This is a genomic window from Kitasatospora sp. NPDC059795 (genome assembly GCF_042732175.1).
GTDB lineage: Bacteria > Actinomycetota > Actinomycetes > Streptomycetales > Streptomycetaceae > Kitasatospora.
Window position 1 is genome coordinate 15,318 of record NZ_JBHWID010000034.1, and the last position, 19,414, is coordinate 34,731.

At 76.2% G+C, this 19,414-nt stretch carries 19 protein-coding genes; 11 read left to right on the forward strand and 8 right to left on the reverse strand.

The features are described from left to right. Nucleotides 1-301 precede the first annotated feature (301 nt). Nucleotides 302-1,459, forward strand: a complete 1,158-nt coding sequence (locus tag ACFV4P_RS34890; protein WP_380477532.1) for a sensor histidine kinase — start codon at nt 302-304, stop codon at nt 1,457-1,459. Continuing rightward, nucleotides 1,456-2,127 carry a response regulator transcription factor gene (locus ACFV4P_RS34895; protein WP_073818120.1) on the forward strand — a complete coding sequence of 224 codons (672 nt, stop codon included), beginning with the start codon at nt 1,456-1,458 and terminating at the stop codon, nt 2,125-2,127. The genes ACFV4P_RS34890 and ACFV4P_RS34895 overlap by 4 nt, the downstream gene beginning before the upstream one ends. A gap of 176 nt (nt 2,128-2,303) precedes the next feature. Here the strand turns inward: ACFV4P_RS34895 and ACFV4P_RS34900 are convergent, their stop codons facing one another. Beyond that, complete coding sequence (locus ACFV4P_RS34900; protein ID WP_380477515.1) at nt 2,304-2,900, reverse strand: TetR/AcrR family transcriptional regulator; 597 nt, start codon at nt 2,898-2,900, stop codon at nt 2,304-2,306. A 64-nt stretch (nt 2,901-2,964) separates the two neighbouring features. On the opposite strand from ACFV4P_RS34900, the gene ACFV4P_RS34905 reads away from it, so the two are divergent. Then, nucleotides 2,965-3,849: an NAD(P)H-binding protein gene (locus tag ACFV4P_RS34905; protein ID WP_380477516.1), complete on the forward strand. Its 885-nt coding sequence runs from the start codon at nt 2,965-2,967 to the stop codon at nt 3,847-3,849. A gap of 332 nt (nt 3,850-4,181) precedes the next feature. On the opposite strand, the gene ACFV4P_RS34910 is transcribed toward ACFV4P_RS34905, so the two are convergent. Beyond that, nucleotides 4,182-4,910, reverse strand: a complete 729-nt coding sequence (locus tag ACFV4P_RS34910; RefSeq protein ID WP_380477517.1) for a class I SAM-dependent methyltransferase — start codon at nt 4,908-4,910, stop codon at nt 4,182-4,184. A gap of 368 nt (nt 4,911-5,278) precedes the next feature. Here ACFV4P_RS34910 and ACFV4P_RS34915 point away from each other — a divergent pair, with 368 nt between their 5' ends. Continuing rightward, nucleotides 5,279-5,773 (forward strand): cupin domain-containing protein, encoded by a 495-nt coding sequence (locus tag ACFV4P_RS34915; RefSeq protein ID WP_380477518.1) that lies wholly within the window; start codon nt 5,279-5,281, stop codon nt 5,771-5,773. 260 nt (nt 5,774-6,033) lie between these two features. On the opposite strand, the gene ACFV4P_RS34920 is transcribed toward ACFV4P_RS34915, so the two are convergent. Together ACFV4P_RS34920 and ACFV4P_RS34925 are read right to left on the reverse strand one after the other, a co-directional pair. Beyond that, nucleotides 6,034-6,558, reverse strand: a complete 525-nt coding sequence (locus ACFV4P_RS34920) for a deaminase domain-containing protein (RefSeq protein WP_380477519.1) — start codon at nt 6,556-6,558, stop codon at nt 6,034-6,036. Nucleotides 6,559-6,978: 420 nt separating this feature from the next. After that, the gene (locus ACFV4P_RS34925) at nt 6,979-7,377 is read right to left on the reverse strand and encodes a VOC family protein (protein WP_380477520.1); all 399 of its coding nucleotides are present in this window, start codon (nt 7,375-7,377) and stop codon (nt 6,979-6,981) included. A gap of 94 nt (nt 7,378-7,471) precedes the next feature. Here ACFV4P_RS34925 and ACFV4P_RS34930 point away from each other — a divergent pair, with 94 nt between their 5' ends. Then, nucleotides 7,472-8,464, forward strand: a complete 993-nt coding sequence (locus ACFV4P_RS34930; RefSeq protein WP_380477521.1) for a helix-turn-helix transcriptional regulator — start codon at nt 7,472-7,474, stop codon at nt 8,462-8,464. Nucleotides 8,465-8,582: 118 nt separating this feature from the next. On the opposite strand, the gene ACFV4P_RS34935 is transcribed toward ACFV4P_RS34930, so the two are convergent. Continuing rightward, nucleotides 8,583-9,239 carry a TetR/AcrR family transcriptional regulator gene (locus ACFV4P_RS34935; protein WP_380477522.1) on the reverse strand — a complete coding sequence of 219 codons (657 nt, stop codon included), beginning with the start codon at nt 9,237-9,239 and terminating at the stop codon, nt 8,583-8,585. A gap of 129 nt (nt 9,240-9,368) precedes the next feature. Here ACFV4P_RS34935 and ACFV4P_RS34940 point away from each other — a divergent pair, with 129 nt between their 5' ends. After that, the gene (locus tag ACFV4P_RS34940; RefSeq protein WP_380477523.1) at nt 9,369-10,196 is read left to right on the forward strand and encodes an SDR family oxidoreductase; all 828 of its coding nucleotides are present in this window, start codon (nt 9,369-9,371) and stop codon (nt 10,194-10,196) included. A gap of 169 nt (nt 10,197-10,365) precedes the next feature. Here the strand turns inward: ACFV4P_RS34940 and ACFV4P_RS34945 are convergent, their stop codons facing one another. After that, nucleotides 10,366-11,019 (reverse strand): helix-turn-helix domain-containing protein, encoded by a 654-nt coding sequence (locus ACFV4P_RS34945; RefSeq protein WP_380477524.1) that lies wholly within the window; start codon nt 11,017-11,019, stop codon nt 10,366-10,368. A gap of 142 nt (nt 11,020-11,161) precedes the next feature. Here ACFV4P_RS34945 and ACFV4P_RS34950 point away from each other — a divergent pair, with 142 nt between their 5' ends. After that, on the forward strand, nt 11,162-12,151 hold the full coding sequence (locus ACFV4P_RS34950; RefSeq protein ID WP_380477525.1) for an alpha/beta fold hydrolase: 990 nt from the start codon (nt 11,162-11,164) through the stop codon (nt 12,149-12,151). Between the two features lie 496 nt (nt 12,152-12,647). Here the strand turns inward: ACFV4P_RS34950 and ACFV4P_RS34955 are convergent, their stop codons facing one another. Then, the gene (locus ACFV4P_RS34955) at nt 12,648-12,836 is read right to left on the reverse strand and encodes a YegP family protein (protein WP_380477526.1); all 189 of its coding nucleotides are present in this window, start codon (nt 12,834-12,836) and stop codon (nt 12,648-12,650) included. Nucleotides 12,837-13,223: 387 nt separating this feature from the next. Between ACFV4P_RS34955 and ACFV4P_RS34960 the strand changes: the two genes are divergently transcribed. From ACFV4P_RS34960 to ACFV4P_RS34975, 4 genes are all read left to right on the forward strand, one after another. Next, on the forward strand, nt 13,224-13,730 hold the full coding sequence (locus ACFV4P_RS34960; protein ID WP_380477527.1) for a MarR family winged helix-turn-helix transcriptional regulator: 507 nt from the start codon (nt 13,224-13,226) through the stop codon (nt 13,728-13,730). Nucleotides 13,731-14,230: 500 nt separating this feature from the next. Next, the gene (locus ACFV4P_RS34965) at nt 14,231-14,887 is read left to right on the forward strand and encodes a hypothetical protein (protein WP_380477528.1); all 657 of its coding nucleotides are present in this window, start codon (nt 14,231-14,233) and stop codon (nt 14,885-14,887) included. Between the two features lie 11 nt (nt 14,888-14,898). Then, nucleotides 14,899-17,652 carry a multiprotein-bridging factor 1 family protein gene (locus ACFV4P_RS34970; RefSeq protein ID WP_380477529.1) on the forward strand — a complete coding sequence of 918 codons (2,754 nt, stop codon included), beginning with the start codon at nt 14,899-14,901 and terminating at the stop codon, nt 17,650-17,652. Further along, complete coding sequence (locus ACFV4P_RS34975; protein WP_380477530.1) at nt 17,649-18,206, forward strand: helix-turn-helix domain-containing protein; 558 nt, start codon at nt 17,649-17,651, stop codon at nt 18,204-18,206. Before ACFV4P_RS34970 ends, ACFV4P_RS34975 begins: the two co-directional genes overlap by 4 nt. A gap of 478 nt (nt 18,207-18,684) precedes the next feature. Here ACFV4P_RS34975 and ACFV4P_RS34980 read toward each other — a convergent pair whose 3' ends face one another. Then, nucleotides 18,685-19,248: a TlpA family protein disulfide reductase gene (locus ACFV4P_RS34980; RefSeq protein WP_380477531.1), complete on the reverse strand. Its 564-nt coding sequence runs from the start codon at nt 19,246-19,248 to the stop codon at nt 18,685-18,687. Nucleotides 19,249-19,414: the final 166 nt, after the last annotated feature.

Consider the following 19,414-nt stretch of genomic DNA (forward strand, 5'->3'; position numbering starts at 1 on the left):
CCGTGCTGCGGCGCACGTCCTCGACCGGCCCCCCGCCCCTGGTCCTGCGTCAACAGCCGTCCGTGCCCGGGCACTTGGCCCTTCCTCAACAGACTTCCCTGCCCGAGCACTTGGTCCCGCCCAGGACCCCGTCCCCGCGCCCGCCCCAGATGCTGCCCCCGCGCCCGCCCGCGGCACGACGCTCGTTCCCGACCTCGCATCAACAGCCGCCCCCGCCAAGGCGCTTGGACCGCTCCCCGGGCCGGCCCCGTTCGCCCCCCGCCGCCGCTTCCCCCGCTTCCCGCCCGCCGTCCGCGACCTCCTGCCCTGCGTGCTGCTCCTGCTCCACGTCGCCGCCACCCGCGCCCCGCGCGAACTGCCGCTCGCCGCCGCCCTCACCGCCGCCCTCGCGCTGCCCCTGGCCTGGCGTCGCCGGGCCCCGCGCGCGGTGTTCGCCGTGATCGCCGCCGCCGCCTTCGTCCAGTGGCTCGCGAACGTCCAACTCCCGGCCGACGCCGCCCTGCTGATCGCCCTCTACACGCTGGCCGCACACGCCGGCCCGCGCGCCACCTTCCTCGCCGCCGCCGTCCTGGAGACGGGCGCCGTGCTGGCCTGCCGGCGCTGGAGCACCGGCGGTGCCCCCCTGACCCTCCTCGCCGCGCTGAGCGCCGCCGTCGTCGCCGCGGCCGCCCTCGGCGCCGCCGCCCGCACCACCCGCGCCCACCTCGCCGCACTGCAGGACCGCGCCGCCCGCCTGGAACAGCAGCACGACCAGCAGGCCCGCCTCGCCGTCGCCGAGGAACGCGCCCGCATCGCCCGCGAGATGCACGACATCGTCACCCACAACCTGTCCGTCATGGTCGCCCTCACCGACGCCGCCGTGGCCGCCCAGCACCGCGCGCCCGAGAGGGCCACCGTCGCCATGCTCAAGACCGCCGAGACCGGACGGCAGGCCCTGACCGACATGCGCCGCTCCCTGGGCCTGCTGCGCACCGACGAACCCGACGCCCGGCGCCACCCCCTGCCCGGCATCGCCGAACTCCGGGACCTCGCCGAGCGGATGCGCGCCGCGGGCCTGCCCACCCGCCTCGACCTCGAAGGCGACCACACCGCCCTGCCCGCCACCGCCCAGCTCACCGCCCACCGCCTGGTCCAGGAGGCCCTCACCAACACCCTCAAGCACACCCCCGCCGGCACCCGCGCCCACGTCCGCGTCCACTGCACGCCCCGCACCGTCGCCGTCTCCGTCACCGACAACGGCCCCGCCACCGCCACCGCCCCGCGCCCGCGCAACGCCGCCGCGACCGCCCGCCCCGGCCACGGCATCCCCGGCATGCGCGAACGCGCCGCCGCCTACGGAGCGACCCTGCACGCCGCGCCCCTGCCCGGCGGCGGCTGGCACGTCCACGCCCGACTCGACCTCGACCTCGACCCGAACCCCGACCCGAACCCCGACACCCGCGAAACGACGCCCGCATGAGCATCCGCATCCTGATCGCCGACGACGAAGCCCTCCTGCGCCTGGCCTTCACCACCGTCCTGGAGGCCCAGGACGACATGACCCCCGTCGGCGAGGCCGCCGACGGCGCCGAGGCCGTCCGCCTCGCCCGCCGCCTGCGCCCGGACGTCGTCCTCATGGACGTCCGCATGCCCGGCGCCGACGGCATCGAGGCCACCCGGCAGATCACCCGGCACTGCCCGCACAGCAAGGTCCTGATCCTCACCACCTTCGACCTCGACGAGTACGCCTTCGCGGCCCTCGCCGCCGGCGCCTCCGGCTTCCTGCTGAAGAACACCAGGCCCGGCGAACTCCTCACCGCCGTCCGCGACATCGCCGCCGGCGACGCCGCCCTCTCCCCCCGCATCACCCGCCGCCTCCTCGACACCCTCCACCACGCCCCCGCCCCGCCCCCCGACCCCGAGAACGCCGAACGCCTCGGCCGCCTGGAGCGCCTCAGCCCCCGCGAACGCGAAGTCCTCCTCCACGTCGGCGCAGGCCGCTCCAACACCGAGATCGCCGCCGCCCTCCACCTCGCCGAAGCCACCGTCAAGTCCCACCTCGGCCGCGTCCTGCACAAACTCGACCTCCGCGACCGCATCCACGCCGTCGTCTTCGCCCACCGCACCCACCTCGTCCCCCCACCCTGACCCGCCGCCACCGGCCGCGCAGGGCCCTTCGCGCAGGCGGGCGAGGATCAGCGGGCGGGAGGGGGTGGCCAGGGCCTGGAGGGCGGTGGCCACGGGGGCGGCGTCGTTCGCGGGGGAGCCGTCCGGCCGCGCCTTCTCCGGCTTCCGTGCGGCCGCCGGGCCGGGAGCGTCGTCCGTCACCGCAGGCGGTCGAAGGCCAGGTCGGCGTCGGCCACGGCCTCGGGGTGGACGTCGCGGGCGGTCCGGCCGTCGGCGATCTTCTGCCAGTTGGCCCGGGCGAGCACCCGCTGGACCGCGAGCACCTGGGCGGCCCGCAGGCGCGCCTGGATGCCCTCGCCGAGGGCGTCCGCCAGCGCCTGCTCGTCCTCGATCCGGTACTGCGCGAGTCGTCCCGCCAGGCTCGGCGTGGCGAACACCAGGCGGTGGAAGGCCACCACCTGCGGATGGTCGTTGAGGCCGGTGACGGGGTCGTGGCGGTCGAGGGCGGCCCTGAAGTGGCGGTGCAGCGCCGTCAGCGGCCCGGTGCCGGGCGGGCGTTCGCGCACGACGCGGGCCGCCTCGCCCTGGTGGTCCGCGAAGCGGTGCAGCACCAGGTCCTCCTTGGTGGGGAAGTACCGGAAGAGGGTCGGCTTGGAGACCTCGGCGGCCGCGGCGATGTCGTTGACCGGGACGTCGTCGAAGCCGTGCTCCAGGAACAGCGACACGGCCGCGTCGGCGATGGCGTCGCGGGTCCGCTCCTTCTTGCGGGCCCGCAGGCCCGTCGACTCGCTCATGCGGCCACCGTAACACGAACACAACCGGGTTGCTTTTTTAACCGAGTAACGTTTTCATGGCGGCATGAGCCAGAACCGGACAGACACCCCTCCCGTGCTCGTGACCGGGGCGACGGGCCGCGTCGGCCGCGCCGTCGTCGACCGACTCCTCGACGCGGGCGTACCGGTCCGCGCCCTCGTCCGCCGCCCGGAGGCGGCCGCGACGCTGCCCGCCGGGGCCGAGGTCTTCACCGGCGACCTCACCGTGCCCGACTCGCTCGACCCGGCGCTGAACGGCGCCGGCGCGGTCTTCCTCGTCTGGACCGCCCCGCCCCGGACCGTCGCCGACGTCGTGGCGCGGCTGGCGGCCCACACACGGCGGGTCGTCCTCCTCTCCTCCCCGCACCGAACGCCCCACCCCCTCTTCCAGCAGCCCAACCCCGTGGCGGCGCTGCACGCCGGCATCGAGCGGCTCATCGCGGCGACCGGACTCGAGTCCACCGTGATCCGGCCGGGGATGTTCGCATCGAACGCGCTGGCCTGGTGGGCCCCCGCGATCCGCGCGGGCGACGCCGTCCGGTGGCCCTACGCCGACGCCCCGGCGGCGCCGGTCGACGACCGCGACGTCGCGGCCGTCGTGGCACGGACGCTCCACCAGGACGGACACGCCGGAGGGGACTACGTCCTGACGGGCCCCGAATCGCTGACCCAGGCCGAGCAGACGGGCGTCATCGGCGACGTCCTGGGACGCCGGATCGCATACGAGGAGGTGACACCGGAGGAGTTCCGACGCCTCTCGCAGGGCACGGCGCCCAGCCAGGCCGTCGACATGCTGCTCGCCGCCTGGAGCGCGGCGGTCGGACGACCCGCCCACGTCACCACCGCGGTGCAGGACATCCTCGGCACGCCGCCGCGAACGTTCCGCCAGTGGGCCGCCGACCACGCCGACGCGTTCACGCGCCACCCCTGACCCCACCGGCGCGACCCCCGACCCCCGCCTCCGTCTCCGGCCCCGCCTCCGTCTCCGTCGCCGCGACCGGCCGGGCACACGGACACGAAAGGGCCGCACCCGACAGGACGCCGCTCGCACCGAGAGCCCCGGACACGGCGCCACGGCACGCGACAGGGCTTCCCGGCGCGCCGCCCGAACCGGCCGCCGACGGGCGACCGGCCGCCCGGCCCGGAGACAACCCGCGCCGCGCCCGGAGGACCTGCGGCCGCGGGTGGGCCGTGCCCGGCCGGGGCCGTACGGCCGCCCCCGGCCGCCCCCGGCCGCCGCCGGGTGCCGCGGCCGGCCGGCGGTCAGGCCCGCCGCATCCGGTAGACGCAGGTCCGGTAGGGCATCTCCACGCTGTCGCGGCCGGCCAGCGCCGGGTCGGTGGCGGCCAGCTCGCCGATCTCCCGGTCCAGGCGGGCCCGCTCGGCGGCGCCGGCGGTCAGGTAGGAGGAGCGGGAGCGCACCAGGTCGACCAGCCGGTCCGTCGGGACGGTCACGGCGTGCTCCGTCAGGCCGCGCTCGGGCTCGGTGAACCACGGCGCCACCGGCCCGTACGGCCAGGCGTCCTCCAGGCCGTACCCCTCGTCGCCGACGATGCCGGAGAGCGCGGCCACCCACGGGGTCCGGTCGTCGCGGATGTTCCACAGCGCGGCCAGGACGCCGCCCTCGCGCAGCACCCGGTGGATCTGCGGCAGCGCGTCCCGCGGAGTGAACCAGTGGTAGGCCTGCCCGACCACCACGGCGTCGACGGACCCGTCCGGCAGCGGGATGTCCTCGGCGCTGCCGGCGAGCACCCGGACGTCCGGGTGGCGCTCGGCGGCCACGGCGCGCATCTGCCCGTCGGGCTCGACCGCGACCACCTCGTGGCCGGCGGCGCGCAGCACACCGGTCAGCAGCCCGGTGCCGGCCCCCAGGTCCAGAACCCGCACCGGCGCGGCCCCGAGGGCCCGGGCGACCGCCCGCGCCGGATAGGCGGGCCGCACCGCGTCGTACAGGCGGGCAGCGGAACCGAAGGACAGCGCAGAGGTCGACATGCCCGCACACCTACCCGCATCCGCGCCGGCGATGCGGACCCGGACACGGACGCGGCGACAGCCCGCGCACCGGCCCGCCGCATGCCCGCGCGCCGGCCGTTCCCGCGCCGGCCCGCCGCATGCCCGCGCACCGGCCCGCCGCATGCCCGCGCGCCGGCCCCGCATGCCCGCGCACCGGCCCGCCGCATGCCCGCGCACCGGCCCGCCGCATGCCCGCGCACCGGCCGCTCCCGCGCCGGCCGCCCCCGCACCGGGCCCGTCCCGCCGCCGGCCCGGCAGGCCCCGCCCCGCCGACCCCGAATTGACCCGCGATCCCCGGAGCGAATTGACCTGCCCGACGGGTCACTCGACGCCCTAGGCTCATGATCATGACGAACGCGAACCTGCCCGCGACGCTGACCCGCCGCGCCGACGCCGAGACCTGCGCCGACCCCAGCAGCGTGATGACCCTGCTCGGCGAGTCCGACGCCGCGCCCGGCGGCTTCACCGCCTACCGCTCCCGCTTCGCCCCCGGCACCCCCGGCGCGCCGGCCCACTTCCACACGAAGGCGACGGAGCTGTTCTTCGTCCTCGGCGGCTCGCTGCGGGTCCTGGTGGGCGACCAGGTCACCACCCTGCACGAGGGCGACTTCCTCGCGGTGCCGCCGCACACCCCGCACGCCTTCGCCGCCGCCCCCGGCACGGAGGCCGACGTCCTGTTCGTCTTCACCCCGGGCCTGGGACGGTTCGACTACCTGCGCCTGCTCGGCCGCGTGATGCGCGCGGAAGCCGACCCGAAGGAGATCGCCGACTCCGCGGAACGCTTCGACAACCACTACGTGGACAGCCCCGCCTGGCGCGCCGCCCTGGAAACCCCCGCCTGAGCCACCGCCGCACCGCACCCCACCGCCACCCGCCCCCGCGGCAACCGGCCGACAGCCGCCCGCCGCGCCCGCCGCTCGGAGCCGCGGCGCACCCCCGCCGCCGACGCCACCGCACCCCTGCACCCCCGCCCGAGACGGAGGACGGCCTCCCGCCCCCGATCGCCGACTCCACCGGCTCCCCGCCGCCGTCGACGCCGACCGCATCACCGCCCCGGCGCTGCTCCGCCCCGGCGGCCGGGCGCGGTCCGCGGCGGGCGGCGTCAGCGCAGCACCTTGCACCACAGGCCGTTGGCCTCCACGGCGTCCTCGTAGCCGTAGGAGCCGTGGAGGTTGCCTCCGGCGGGTTCGAGGGCCCGGATCGCGTTGCCCCGTCCGTCCTTCTTGCGGTAGGTCACCACGAAGGAGGCGATCATCGGGTAGTCCTTCAGGAACTGCCTGATGAGCGCCCGGCAGGAGTGGCAGGGGCCCTTGTCGGAGTAGAGCGCGATGCTGCCCCCGGTGACCTGCGCCAGGATCTCGGCCAGGTAGTGGTCGTCGTCGCAGCCGAGCCGTTCGAGGATCGCGTTGGCCAGGAGGTTGACGGTCTGCTTCTCCGGGTCGTTGGTGTGCCGGTACTGGCCCGCGAAGACGCTGCCCTTGGGCTCGGGCAGCCCGTGGTAGTAGGAACTGTCGGCCGTGTCGGAGCCCGACAGCCGGTCGAGCGTCCCGTCGAGGTCGGGTCCAGCGGTGAAGGAGATCCGGTACGTCAGGATCGCCCGGTTGTCGGAAGGCACTGCCGTGGTCACGTGTACTCCGTCCGCAGGTGGGGCTCCGAGGCCGGGGACACCGTGACACGCGCCGATACATGCGCGATAAACGGAAGCCGACGGCCCGCGCACCACCGGGCAGCCGGCCGAACGCACCCGCCCGCCGCCGCCCGCCGCAGGGCCGCCCCCGCCGCCGCCACCCGACGCGGGCAGCGCCGTCCCGCACACGCCCACCCCCGGCGACGCGCTCCTCACCGGCCGGGGAAGCCGCACCCGCCCGCACCCGCCCGGCCCGGCCCGCACCGCGCCGCGGCACGCAGGGACCCGCCGCGCTGCCCGCCGGACCCGCCGCGGACCTCGCGCCCGCACCGCCCCTCCGGCGCCCGCTCCCGTACCGGCTCGCCACCGCCCCCACGCGCGCGAGCCCGCGGGCTCCCGCGCGAGCGGCTGCGCACGACGTCAGCGCGCGAACTTCTCGACGGCCTCCGGGGTGACGGGAGTGAAGAAGTTGACGAGATTGCCGTCCGGGTCGCGCAGCAGCAGCGACCGGTTGCCCCAGGGCATCGTGGTGGGCCCGCCGACGAAATCGTCGACGAAACCCGCCAGGTCCCGGTGGACACGGTCCACGTCGTCGACGAGGAACTCGACGATCACACTGCGGTTGTCCGCCGGCCTGGCGGAGCCCGGAGCGAACAGCGCAACGGTGCGGACGCCGGCGATCGCGAGGGTCGCGCCCGCGGTCGCGAGTTCGGCGAAGTCCTCGGTGGCCCGAACGGCCCGCACCCCCGTGGCCCGCTCGTAGAAGCCGACGAGCCGCGCGACGTCGCCGGTGATGATGCGTATCGAGACGAAGTTCATGAGAAATCTCCCTGGCCGTGCCGAGACTGTGCACGTCGCAGGCTAGGAGGAATAGCGGACAGAACCGGTCCGGTATCCGCACTAGGCTGCGGACGTGCCCAGACCCACCGCCCGCGTGCTGACACTCCTGGAACTGCTGCAGTCCGGCGGCACCCGCACAGCGGCCGAACTCGCCGACCGCCTCGGCGTCGAAGAACGCACCGTGAGGCGGTACGTGGACCGGCTGATCGACCTGGACGTGCCCGTGGAATCGGTGCGCGGCCGCTACGGCGGATACCGGCTGGCGCCCGGCCACCGCCTGCCCCCGCTCATGCTCGGCGACGACGAGGCACTGGCCGTGCTGCTCGGCCTGGCCGCCGGCCGCCGGGCGGGACTCACCACGGCGCAGCGCACGGCGGGCGAGACGGCGTCCGCGAAGATCCGGCGGGTGCTGCCCAAGCACACCGCCCGCCGGCTCGACGCACTGCAGGAAGCCCTCGCCTTCACGGAACGGCCCGACGAACCGGACCGCCCGGACGCCGGCATCCTGCTCACCGTCGCCGACGCGGCGCGCCACCGCCGACCCCTCCTCGTCCACTACACCGACCGCGACGGACGGCACAGCGAACGCACCCTGCACGCGCACGGGATCGTCTCCCACTCCGGCCGCTGGTACGCGACGGGCCACGACCCCCGGATCGGCGAGGACCGCACCCTGCGCCTGGACCGCATCACCGCCGCCAGAACCCTGCCCGGCTCGTTCGAAGCACCGGCGGACCCGGACCCGGCACAGCGCCTGCTGTCGGGATTCGCCACGGCCGAGTACCGGCACGAGGTGACCCTGCGCATCCACGCGACGGCCGAACAGATCCGCGCACACCTCCCCGCCGCCGTCGCGACCCTGACCGACCACGAACCCGCCACCGCCGCCCAGGACCCGGCCGCCGAACGCTGGCAGCGCGTCGACATCCGCGCACAGCGACTCGACTGGCTGCCGCCGGCACTCGCCTCGCTCGACCGGCCGTTCGTCATCGAGCGCCCCGACGAACTGCGCGACCTCGTCATCGCGTTCGCCGACCGCCTCGCCTCCCACGCCCGCCGAACCTGACGGCGAGACGCCGAACGCCACCCGTCGGCGGCCCGCCCCGCCCGGGCCCGGCGCCGATCCGCGTCGAGGAGACCCGCGCCGCGTCCGGGCCGGGCCGTCAGCCGTCAGCCGTCAGCCGTCAGCCGGCGTCCGGCCGGGGGGCCGTCAGGCCGGCGGTCAGGAAGGCGACCACGGTGGACAGTTCGGGGAACGGCGGGGCGGGGACGGAGGCCGCGTCGGCGGTGAGCGGGCGTCCGTAGGCCTCCAGGAGGGTCGTGAAGGCGAGCCGCCAGCGGTCGGTGATCTCGTGAACGGTCAGCTCGGGCATGGCCCGGCCGAGGACGACCTCGAACGGGGCGGTGCCCGCCCAGGGGGAGCTGCTGAGCGGCCGGTCGGCGGCCAGCATGGTCTGGGCGAGCAGGCGGCAGAGCATGCGGCCGCGGTCGGTGCGCACCAGCTCGTCGAACGGTTCGGCGACGGCCGCCACCAGCGTCCGCACCTGCGCCGGGCCGGTGGCGGCAGGGCGGCGGGTGGCTGCCTCCAGCCGGTCGTGCCACAGCGGCAGCAGCTCGCGTCCGAGGAGCGCCGTGACCAGGCCGTCCCGGGAGCCGAAGTGGTAGTGCACCGCCCCGGGGTTGAGCCCGGCCTCCGCGTTGATCGCCCGCACCGAGACCTGGCCGACCCCGCGCCGGAGGAAGAGCCGCTCGGCGGCCGCGAGCAGCCGGTCCCGGGTCGTGGCGGGGTCCGGGTCCCGGGTCGGGGTCGGGGTCGGGTCCTGGGCTGGTTCGTCCGGCATGCCGCCATTGCATCACGGGAGCCCGGGTTACCATCCAATCAGTGATTGACATCCGATTGGCAGGTGTGCGCGAGAGCGCCCCGGCCAGTCCCGTGCGCCCCCGCGCACAGTGATCGAGAGGCTCGCACCATGGGTACCTACGCCGTCACCGGCTCCGCCTCGGGAATGGGCGCCGCCAGCGCCGCCGTCCTCCGGGAGAACGGGCACACCGTCATCGGCGTCGACCTCCACGACGCCGACATCACCGCCGACCTCGGCACCGCGCAGGGCCGCCGCTCCGCCGTACAGGAGATCCTGGACGCCTCCGGCGGCGTCCTGGACGGCGTGGCCGCGGTGGCCGGCGTCGGCCCCGCCATGAAGGACGCCGCCGCGGTCGCCTCCATCAACTATTTCGGCCCCGTCGCCCTGCTCGAAGGCCTGCGCCCGGCCCTCGCCCGCTCCGCGGCCGGCCGCGCCGTCGTGATCGGCTCCAACTCCGCGACCACCGTCCCGATGATCGACGAGGAACTCGTCGACCTGCTGCTCGCCGGCGACGAAGCCGCGGCCCGCGAACACGCCCGCACGGCCCGGGCGGCGCTCCCCGCCGAACTCGGTCGGACGGCGCCGAGCATCTCCGCCTACGCGAGCTCCAAGTTCGCGCTGGCCCGCTGGGTGCGCCGGACGGCGGTCACACCGCCGTGGGCCCGCGAAGGCGTGCTGCTCAACGCCGTCGCCCCGGGCGCGGTGATCACCCCGCTGATGCTCGGCTCCACCGACACGGGCGAGGAACCGGACGCCGACGACTTCCCCACCCCCATGCCGCTGGGCGTCTTCGGCCGACCCGAGGACATCGCCTTCTGGGTGCACCAGTTCCTGCGCCCGGAGGCCCGCTTCACCACCGGAGCCACCCTGTTCGTCGACGGCGGCACCGACGCCGCGATGCGCCCCGACGCCCAGCCCACCGCACTGACCCTCTGAACGAACGCCACGCCCCGCAGGCCCTCCTCCGGCCGGGCGCGTCCGGCCCGAGGAACGCCTCCCGGCGGACGGACCGCAGGGCCGTGACCGTCGCACTGCCGCCGCGCAGCCCGGCCGGGACGTGAAGCCGCAAGGCCCCGCCGCCGGGGCCCGCCCGCCGCGCCGCGCGCTACCGGGTCCGGCGGCCGGGGGCGGGGGTGCGCGTTCGCGGGCGCTCGCCCTGCGGCCCGAACATGATCAGGTACTCGACCGGTCCGCCGGGTCCGGCGTTGGCGACGCCGTGGGGGGTGCGGGTGTCGAACTCGGCCACGTCCCCGGCGCCCAGCACGAGGTCCTGCTCGCCGAGCGCCAGCCACAGCCGCCCGTACAGGACGCACAGCCACTCGTACCCGTCGTGGGAGGCCTGCCGCGGCCGCGCCGGCGGTGCGTCGACGGCGGGCAGGACGTGCTTGTGGGCGTGCAGGCCCCCGACGTAGCGGGTCAGCGGCAGCACCGCCTTGCCGTCGCCGGAACGCTGCGGCGCCGGGGCGCGAGGCCCGGCCGCCGCGGGTCCGGCGGGTGCGGGTCCGGCGGGCACCGGTGCGGGCGCGGCGGGTGCGGTGCCGGCCAGCTCGTCCAGGGAAGCGCCGTACGCCTTCGCGAGCCGCAGCAGCACCTCCAGCGTCGGTCTGCGCCGACCGGTCTCGATCCGCGACAGCGTGCTCGGCGAGATGCCGGTCGCGCGGCCGACGCCGGTGAGCGTGGCGCCGCTCCGCTCGCGCGCGGCCCGCAGCCGGGGGCCCATGTCCGCCGGCACACCGGCCGCTTCGCCGTCCGCCGCCATCGCCCCGCTCCCTCCGACCGCACCGCCTCCACCACCCCTGTCCTGCCAGTTTGCCAGAATGGCAACGGTTGTTCGCGCCGCGCGGGCGCCGCGCCGCATGATCGGCGGGTACCGGCAGCCGCCCGTGAACCGAGGAGAAGCGATGCACCAGCCCGCGCCGCCCGCCGCCCCGCGCCACCGCACCGTCCAGGGCCCCGCCGGGCGCCTGCACCTGGTCGAGCAGGGCGCCGGACCGCTGGTCCTGCTCATCCACGGCTTCCCCGAGTCCTGGTACTCCTGGCGCCGCCAACTCCCGGCCCTCGCCGCGGCCGGATACCGGGCCGTGGCGCCCGACGTGCGCGGCTACGGCCGCTCCTCCAGGCCGACCCCGGCGGACGCCTACCGGATGCTCGACCTGGTCGAGGACAACGTCGCCCTGGTGCACGCCCTGGGCGAGGAACAGGCGGTGATCGTCGGGCACGACTGGGGCTCCGGCATCGCCGCGGCCTCCGCCCTGCTGCGCCCCGAGGTCTTCCGCGCCGTCGGACTGCTGAGCGTCCCCTACACGCCGCCCGGCGGACCCCGCCCCACCGACGTCTTCGCGCGGATGGGCGGCGACCAGGAGTTCTACGTCTCCTACTTCCAGGAGCCCGGCCGGGCCGAAGCGGAGATGGAGCCCGACATCCGGGGCTGGCTCGCGGGCTTCTACGCGGCCATGTCCGCCGACACCATGCCCGCCCGCGGCGAGCCCGACCCGCACTTCGTGGCCCGCACCGGCGGCCGGCTGCGCGACCGCTTCCCCGCCGGGAAGCCGCCCGCCTGGCTGACCGAGGACGACCTCGACGCGTACGCCGGGGAGTTCGAGCGCACCGGCATGACCGGCGCCCTCAACCGCTACCGCGCCATGGACCGCGACTGGGAGGACCTCGCCCCGTACGACGGAGCGCCGATCGAGCAGCCGTCCCTGTTCATCGGCGGCGCCCTGGACGCCTCCACGACCTGGATGGCCGACGCGATCGACGCCCACCCCGCCACCCTCCCCGGCCTGACCTCCACCCACATCCTGGACGGCTGCGGACACTGGACCCAGCAGGAACGCCCCGAGGAGGTCAACCGCCTCCTGACCGCCTGGCTCGCCTCCCTCCACGACTGAACCGACGGGCACGGACACCGGGCCGCGCGCGGGAGACGAGCCAGGCGGTCAGCCCGGCGGGACGCCGGATCTGCCGCGGGGCGACGTCAAGGACTTCTCCGCCCCCGACCCGACGGGCGCCCCGCCGGACACGTCCGTGGCGGGCGCCCCGGCCGCGGACCGGCAGGCGGCGTTCGACCCGATCGGACGCGGGAGTGCCCGGCGGGCGGCGCCGCCGGGCCGCTGCCCTGCGCTGCGGAGGCGCTGTCGCGCCCTGCCGATGCGAGGACGGCCGATCCACGGGTCCGGCCGGCCCCGGCGGTCCTCCGCCCGACGTCCGCCGACGAGATCGACGCCGCCGACCTTCGCGCCGGGGCGAGCCGGTGGCCATCGGCGCGGCCGGGGGAGCGGCGCCCGGCCGTCCGGGCCCGCGACGCGGCGCGCAATCCCCCCTCGTGCCGCGCCCGGGTCCACGTCTGCGGTCACGACGGCGGGGGCCGGTGCGGACGTGCGGGCGCTATGCGGCGTGTTCGACGAAGGTGACGGGCGCGGCCGCCGCGTTCGTCTTGACCGACGCGATGCCCTTCTCGCACGCGGCCTTGCTGTTGTACGCCTCGCCGACCGCGATGATCTCCCCGTTGCCGGCTTTCAGCCGGAACCGGAACTTGCCCGCCTTGTCGGTGTACATCTCGAACTTCCCGGACACTGCTGCCTCCTCGGTCTCGGTACGGTCGTGTCGGTGGTGGGGGCGGCCCCGGGCAGGCGCCGGCCCTACTGGGAGGGTGCACGTCGCACACCGATCCCGCGAGCGCTGCAGGCCCCGGCGGGGCGCAGCCGCCGACGGGACCCTTGTCCGGCCGGGCCCGGCTGCTGCCGCCCGGACCGATGCCAGCCCCGTACAGGCGGATGCCGGCTCGCCGGTGCCCTTGCCTCCTCGCCCACGGAGCGGGCCCCGGCCCGCCCGGCCGACCGGCGCCCGGCGGCCTGCCGGCGGCGGTCGACCGCGACGCGTCGGCGAGGGCGTCGCCGCTCGGGGCGGCCCGTCCCCCGGACGGGGGTGTGCGAGCGGTGGGGGATGTATAGCGTTGCGGTCATGGGACCGCCGACCGACATCGCCACCGACCAGGCGCCGGCCGATCCGGCCGCCACCGACGACATGCTGGCCACCCAGCCCATCGGCTACTGGAGCGGCCTCGCCCACGCGGCCGTCACCCGGCACCTGCGTGACGCCATGGCCAGGATCGACGTCACGCAGCCGCAGTACTGGGTGCTCAACGGGGTGAACGGCAGCCCCGCGGCGCCCAGTCGCGAGGAGGTCGTCGCCCGGCTGACGCCCCTCGCGGACGGGCCGCACGAGATCTCTCGCGTCATCGACCAGCTGGTCCACCGCGGCTGGCTCCGGATCGACGCCGGGCAGCGCCTGCGGCTCACCGATGCCGGCGAGGCCGCCAGGGTGCGGCTGCGCGAGCTGGCGACCGAACTGCGCGCCGTGGTCCACGAGGGCATCGCCGACGAAGAGTACGTGGCCGCGCTCAAGGTGCTGCGCAGGATGGTCGCCAACGTCGAGGAGTCCGGGGACATCGCCGCTCCTTCCCGGTGAGAGGCCCGAGGGCACGACGCGGCAGGGCCCGGCCGACGCCCGAGCGATCATGCCGCACACGTACCGGCCCGCTCCGCGAGGAGCGGAGACCGGCCCCCGTCCATGGGCGCGGCGGGCGGACGACCGGGCGCGGGCGTTCGCAGAGCCCGCGGCGCCGGTGCCGACCGGTCGTCCGGTGACGCAGCAGCAGTTCCGCGCCGCCCACCGGAGGGACGACGAGCCGGAGCCGGCCACGGTGGGCGGGCTGCGCGACCTGCTCCTCGACCACGGCCACGGCTGCCCGCCGGGCCGGGCCCTCCACCGCGCGCCGCCACCGGCAGGCGCTGTTCACCCACAGGGAGGACCGGCGGCGGAACCCGCCCTCGCCGAGAACCCGGGACGAGAGGGACACGAAGGGACACGAAGGGCGCACGCCACTGCGCCGCGGGCCTCGTCAGGCTGGACTTCCAGAGTGCACATGCCTACCGTTTGGTCATGCACTACCGTTCGGGGGTTCTGCTGTGAGGATCAGCATCGGCGACGAGCATGTCGAGGTGCCCGACGACCTGGCCCGGGCCCTGCTCGCCGGGCTGCGCGGCGAGCGCCCGGTGGAGCCGCCGCAGGCCGTCGACTTCGACGACCTGGTCGTCCTGGTCGCCCGCGTCGGCCGCCTCACCCAGCACCTGACCGTGGTGAAGGAGCTGGCGATGTCCCGCGCGGACGCCGCCGGCGCCTACTCCAACCGGCGCGCCCTGGCCCTCGCCGCCGCGATGTCCGCCTCCCAGCTCGGCCGGGTCCTGCAGGGCCACGGACTGCCGCGCGACCGCCGCACGGGCGGCGTGGACCTGATCGTCGCCTTCCGCACCGCCGCCGACGGGGTCCTGCACCTCGCCGACGAGACGGACGTCGAGTCCCTGCGCTCGTTCACGCTGCCCGCCGACGCCACACCCGCCGACGCCACGCCCGCCGGCGGGGCGGCGGGCGGGCGGTTCGACGGCCAGGAGCTGACCCTCTACTACCGTCCCCAGGTCCCGATCGCCCAGGCAGGCCTCGGGCGCGCCGCCGGCTACACCCTGCGCGACGCCGACCGGAACGTGACCGGCTGCGTCACCGAGGACGTCTTCGACGCCCTGTTCGGCGATCCGCGCCTCGACCCGACCCGACCCAACGGACGCTGAGGAGAAGCCCGATGTCCGACGAGCTGTTCGACTCCGTCGACGCGCTGCTCGCCGCCGTGTCCACCGGCCTGCCCGTCCCGGCCGAGCGCAAGCGGCTGCGCCTGGCCGCCGGGCTGACGCCCGCGCAGATCGCCGCCGCGCTGCGGGTGGGCTCGAAGCTGGTGCTGGAGTGGGAGGACGGCGCCGCTGTCCCGGACCCGGACGTCGCCCCCGCCTACACGCGCCTGCTGGAGGGCCTCGCGGCCCGGTTCCCCGCCCCGGAGGAGCCCGCCGCCGGCCCGGCCCGGCCGGCCCCGCCCGCCCAGGTCGCGCCGGCCGCCCCGCCCGCGCCGCCCGAGGCTGTTCCGGCGGTCGGGCAGCAGACCCCAGTCGCGCCCGCCGCCCCGGCGCCGGTTCCCGGCCGGCCGGCCGCGCCCGCCGGACCGCAGCCGGTGATGCTCGATCAGCACCCGGACGGCTCGCTGGTGATGGCCGCGGCCGCGTCGTGCGTGCAGTGCGGGCAGCCCTCCGTCTACCGCGCCCAGGGCCGCCCGATGCACCTCGGCGGGTTCTGCCGCCCCGCCCCGGCTGCCGCGCCGGCCACCTCGACCGAGCTCGCCGCCGAGGTGGAGAAGCCCGCCCCCGCTCCGACGCCCGTCGCCGACGTCCCGGCCGCCCCGACCGGGCCCGCAGCCTCCGCGCCGCCGGCCTCCGCGCCGCCGGCCTCCGGGCCCGCAGCCTCCGGGCCGCAGGCCTCCGCACCGCAGGCCTCCGCGGCCCCGGCCTCCGGGCCCGCAGCCTCCGGGCCGCCGGCCGCCGCACCGCCGTCCCACCCGTCGCCGTCCCACCCGTCGCCGTCCCAGCCGTCGCCGTCCCACCCCGCGCCGTCGGCGGCGCCCGCTCCGGCGCGGGCCCACCAGCGCCCGACGCAGGCCCGCACCCCGAACCGCACCGTCCCGCCGCGCGCCGCCGCCCAGCCGTCCGCGGCCGCACCGACGGTGGGACCGACGGCCGCGCCGACGGCCGGTCGGTGGGCGACGGTGGTCGCGCTGGACGCCGCCGAGGACGGCGGCTGGGCGCTGGACGTGCCGGGCTTCCCGGCCCCGGCCGGACCGAAGCTGACCGACTGGTTCGCGTGGCTGGGCACCGGACTGCCGCTGCGCGTGGAACGCGCCCACCCGCAGGGCCGGGGCGGGGACGGCGCGCTCTGCCTGACCGCCGCCGCCCTCAAGCAACTCGGCCTGCCCGCCGCCCTGCCCACCACCGACAAGGCGCTGAACGCGCTCCGGGCGAAACTGGCGAAGGCCGCCGCGTCCGTCGGGATGGAGGTCAGCGAGGCGATCGGGCCGGTCTTCCGCGCCTTCCGCCGCGCCGGTTCGGCCGGTGGCCCGAAGACCTCGCTCCAGATCACCGTCGCACCGTGGCTGGGCCAGGGCGACGCCCGCCAGCAGGCCGTCAGCGCGCTCGCCGCCCCGCTCGCCACCGCCCCCGACGACACCCGCAACGGCGCCACGTTCGCCCGCCGCTACCGCGCCTTCGCCGCCGACCTCGGCGTCGCGCCGGGCGCGACCACCGCGACCACCGCGATGCTGCTCCTGGACGCGGTCCGCCCGCGCGAGGAGTGGGTCAAGGACCAGGAGACGGGGGAGTGGTCCTCCCACCCGCGCGAGGGCGCCCTCCCCAAGGGCGACCGGTGCGTGCCGATCGCGGCCGGCGCCCGGCACCCCCTCACCCGCGAACTCCTCTCCGAGGGCAAGGCGGTGTGCGAGGAGGAGGACTACAAGTGGTGGGCCCGCGAACTCACCACCGAGGAGACCGGCCGCAAGTTCGCGGTCGCGGTCGACGTCTGCGCCTCCTACCTGTCCGTCACCGACTCCCTGCCCCTGCCCATCGGCGAACTGGAGCACACGACGAGGCCGGACTGGGGCAAGGGCAGGACCGCCGGCCTGTGGCTCTGCGACTTCACCGGCGCCGAGACCGACGAACTGCTGCCCCACCCCGCCACCTTCCACGGCCGCCCCCCGACCGGGCCCGGCTGGTACGCCACCCCGACCGTCGCCTACATGGCCACCACCTACGGCTTCGACCCGGCGACCATCACCGAGGCCTGCCTGTCCACCCACACCGCGCCGCTCCTCAAGGAGTGGACCACCCGCATCCGCGCCGGCTACAAGCGCGTCTACGCCGACCTCGGCCTGATCGACGGCCAGGGCCCGGCCGAGTTCCTCACCGCGTACGCCGCCCACAAGGACACCGGCGGCGACCCGGTCCGCGCCGACGCCCTCACCCTGGCCGCCCTGTACAAGAACATCTACAAGGGCGGCATCGGCAAGTGGTCCGACTCCGCCCGCCACCTCGACGACGACACCTGGCTGGAGAAGGCCGCCACGTCCTGGACCTACCGCCCCGAGATCCGCTTCCACATCATCGCCGCCGCCCGCACCGCCGCCCACCGCCGCCTGCGCAAGACCTGGCTCCTCACCGGCCGCGCCCCCTTCGCCGTCAACGTCGACTCCTACCTCTACGCCACCGACGACCCCACCCCGCTCGAACTCCTGCCCGCCAAGGACGACGGCGCCCCGGTACCGGGCGCGCTGCGCCTGGGCATCGCGCCGGGAAGCCACAAGCACGAGGCCTCCGTCCCGCTGGACGCGGTCGTCGAGGCGATGGGCCGCCGCGAGCACCCCTCCAGGCTGACCCGCTCCTACGCCACCGACGGCACCCGCACCGGCCCCGAGCAGGCCGGCGCCGAGAGCACCGACGAGCAGAAGGAGGGCGAGGCGTGACGGCCGGCGGATTCCGGGGCCTGTTCGGGAAGGTCCGCGAGGCGCTCTTCCCCTCCCGCAAGGCCCCCGCGCAGACCGCCACCCAGGCCGGGCAGGTCCGGACGCGCAAGTACGGCGGCAGCACGAAGGCCCTGGCCGCCGCCTACGGCGTCTCCGCCCGCACCGTGCAGCGCTGGGTCGACGGCACCCGCCACCCGGCCGGCCGCCACCGCGAGAAGCTGCGCCTGGACGCCGTCGAGGTGCAGACCACCGCACGCGGCCGCGAGCGCAAGGCCAGGCAGCTGGCCAGGCTCGGCCCGCACTCCGGGATCACCGCCCGGGTCGGGCGCACCCGCACCTTCGAGATCCAGGGCTCGGACGCCGTCCGGGCCCGCGACATCCACCTCGGCCTCACCGGCGGCCAGGCCGCCGCCCTCGCCCTCGCCCAGGACGAGGGCGAGATGCGCGAGATCATCGGGCAGGCCCTGGCCGACCACTTCAACGGCGGAGGCGGCTACGGCGGCTTCGGCGCCGACGACTTCGCGTACGACGCCGACGACTTCGACCTGAGCTGAACCGGCCGACCACCCGCCCGGGGGCGCACTGCCCGGGCCGCTCCTTTCGCCGCAGCAGGAGGAGGCCCGGCCGCACCCCGCACCAGTTTGTCGAGGCAGGACCCGACGTCACGCTCAATCTTCGGCGGGTGGAGGATTCGGCCGCCGTCCGGGGCGGTCGCGCCCGGTTCACCGAGTCCGACGGGTTCGACCGGGAAGCGCCCACCGTGGCCCTGGCCGACGGAGGGGCCGGTCGTGACGCCGTCGAGTCCCGGGCGGGGACACCGCTCACTGCCGCGCTGTTCGCCGCGGCCACCGATCCCGCGCTCGCCCGGCCACCTGGGCCCGGCGCATCGCCGCGCTGCCGGCGGGCCGCCCCGGGGGAGTGCCGGTCGTCCCGCCGAACTCCCCGTCCGGCCAAGGAACTCGGCGTCGGCGACGTCCTGGCCGGAACAGGGCACGTGCGGACGCTGGGTCGGCGAGGTCGTGTGACGAGCTCTCAGGATGTCCCGGATGCCTGCTCTGCGAGCACCGGCCGGATCATGGAGTCGATGTCGTCGGAGGTCCTGGCGCCGAAGACGCGGGCGGCCATCCTGCCGTCCCGGTCGATCACCATGGTGGTGGGGATCGCCTGCGGGTTGAGGTTGCCCTTGGGGAACCTGAGGATCTGGGTGCCGTCGGGGTCGTAGATGCTGGGGAAGGTCACGCCCTTGTTCTTCTCGAAGGCGACGGCGTTGGCCGGGTCGTTGTCCCTGGTGTTGATCCCGAGAAACTGCACGCCGTGGTCCCGGTACTTCTCCCACAGCTCCTGCAGGCCCGGCGCCTCGGTGCGGCAGGCGCTGCACCAGGAGCCCCAGAGGTTCAGGACGACCACCTTGCCCCGGTAGTCGGACAGCTTGACCTGCCCGCCCTCCAGCGTGGTACCGGAGATGTCCGGCGCCTCCTCCCGGTGGCCCGGGGCGGCGGTGGCGAGCCCGCCCTTGACGCTGACCAGGCCGGCGCCGTCGCCGGTCGAGGAGCCGGACGAACAGCCGGCCAGGGTCAGCACGAGGATGGCGGCCATTGCCGCAAGCAGGGCGTGAGAACGCTTTGTGCCAGACATGATAAGAGCATCGCATGGGGGTAGGGGACGGGTTTGAAGGAGGGTGCGGAATAGAGGATTCCGGTCGGTTGCTGAAGGCAGGCCGGCGGAACCGAAGCTCCTCGGCTCGACAGACCGGTCGCCCGTA

What these genes read in the sequence shown, in the direction of transcription:
- ACFV4P_RS34980 (WP_380477531.1), bottom strand. Translation starts at nt 19,248, where the DNA reads ATGGCCGCCATCCTCGTGCTGACCCTGGCCGGCTGTTCGTCCGGCTCC.
- ACFV4P_RS34925 (WP_380477520.1), bottom strand. Translation starts at nt 7,377, where the DNA reads ATGAACTTCGTCTCGATACGCATCATCACCGGCGACGTCGCGCGGCTC.
- ACFV4P_RS34900 (WP_380477515.1), bottom strand. Translation starts at nt 2,900, where the DNA reads ATGAGCGAGTCGACGGGCCTGCGGGCCCGCAAGAAGGAGCGGACCCGC.
- ACFV4P_RS34945 (WP_380477524.1), bottom strand. Translation starts at nt 11,019, where the DNA reads ATGGCGGCGGACGGCGAAGCGGCCGGTGTGCCGGCGGACATGGGCCCC.
- ACFV4P_RS34935 (WP_380477522.1), bottom strand. Translation starts at nt 9,239, where the DNA reads ATGCCGGACGAACCAGCCCAGGACCCGACCCCGACCCCGACCCGGGAC.
- ACFV4P_RS34910 (WP_380477517.1), bottom strand. Translation starts at nt 4,910, where the DNA reads ATGTCGACCTCTGCGCTGTCCTTCGGTTCCGCTGCCCGCCTGTACGAC.
- ACFV4P_RS34915 (WP_380477518.1), top strand. Translation starts at nt 5,279, where the DNA reads ATGACGAACGCGAACCTGCCCGCGACGCTGACCCGCCGCGCCGACGCC.
- ACFV4P_RS34970 (WP_380477529.1), top strand. Translation starts at nt 14,899, where the DNA reads ATGTCCGACGAGCTGTTCGACTCCGTCGACGCGCTGCTCGCCGCCGTG.
- ACFV4P_RS34905 (WP_380477516.1), top strand. Translation starts at nt 2,965, where the DNA reads ATGAGCCAGAACCGGACAGACACCCCTCCCGTGCTCGTGACCGGGGCG.
- ACFV4P_RS34950 (WP_380477525.1), top strand. Translation starts at nt 11,162, where the DNA reads ATGCACCAGCCCGCGCCGCCCGCCGCCCCGCGCCACCGCACCGTCCAG.
- ACFV4P_RS34895 (WP_073818120.1), top strand. Translation starts at nt 1,456, where the DNA reads ATGAGCATCCGCATCCTGATCGCCGACGACGAAGCCCTCCTGCGCCTG.
- ACFV4P_RS34940 (WP_380477523.1), top strand. Translation starts at nt 9,369, where the DNA reads ATGGGTACCTACGCCGTCACCGGCTCCGCCTCGGGAATGGGCGCCGCC.
- ACFV4P_RS34960 (WP_380477527.1), top strand. Translation starts at nt 13,224, where the DNA reads ATGGGACCGCCGACCGACATCGCCACCGACCAGGCGCCGGCCGATCCG.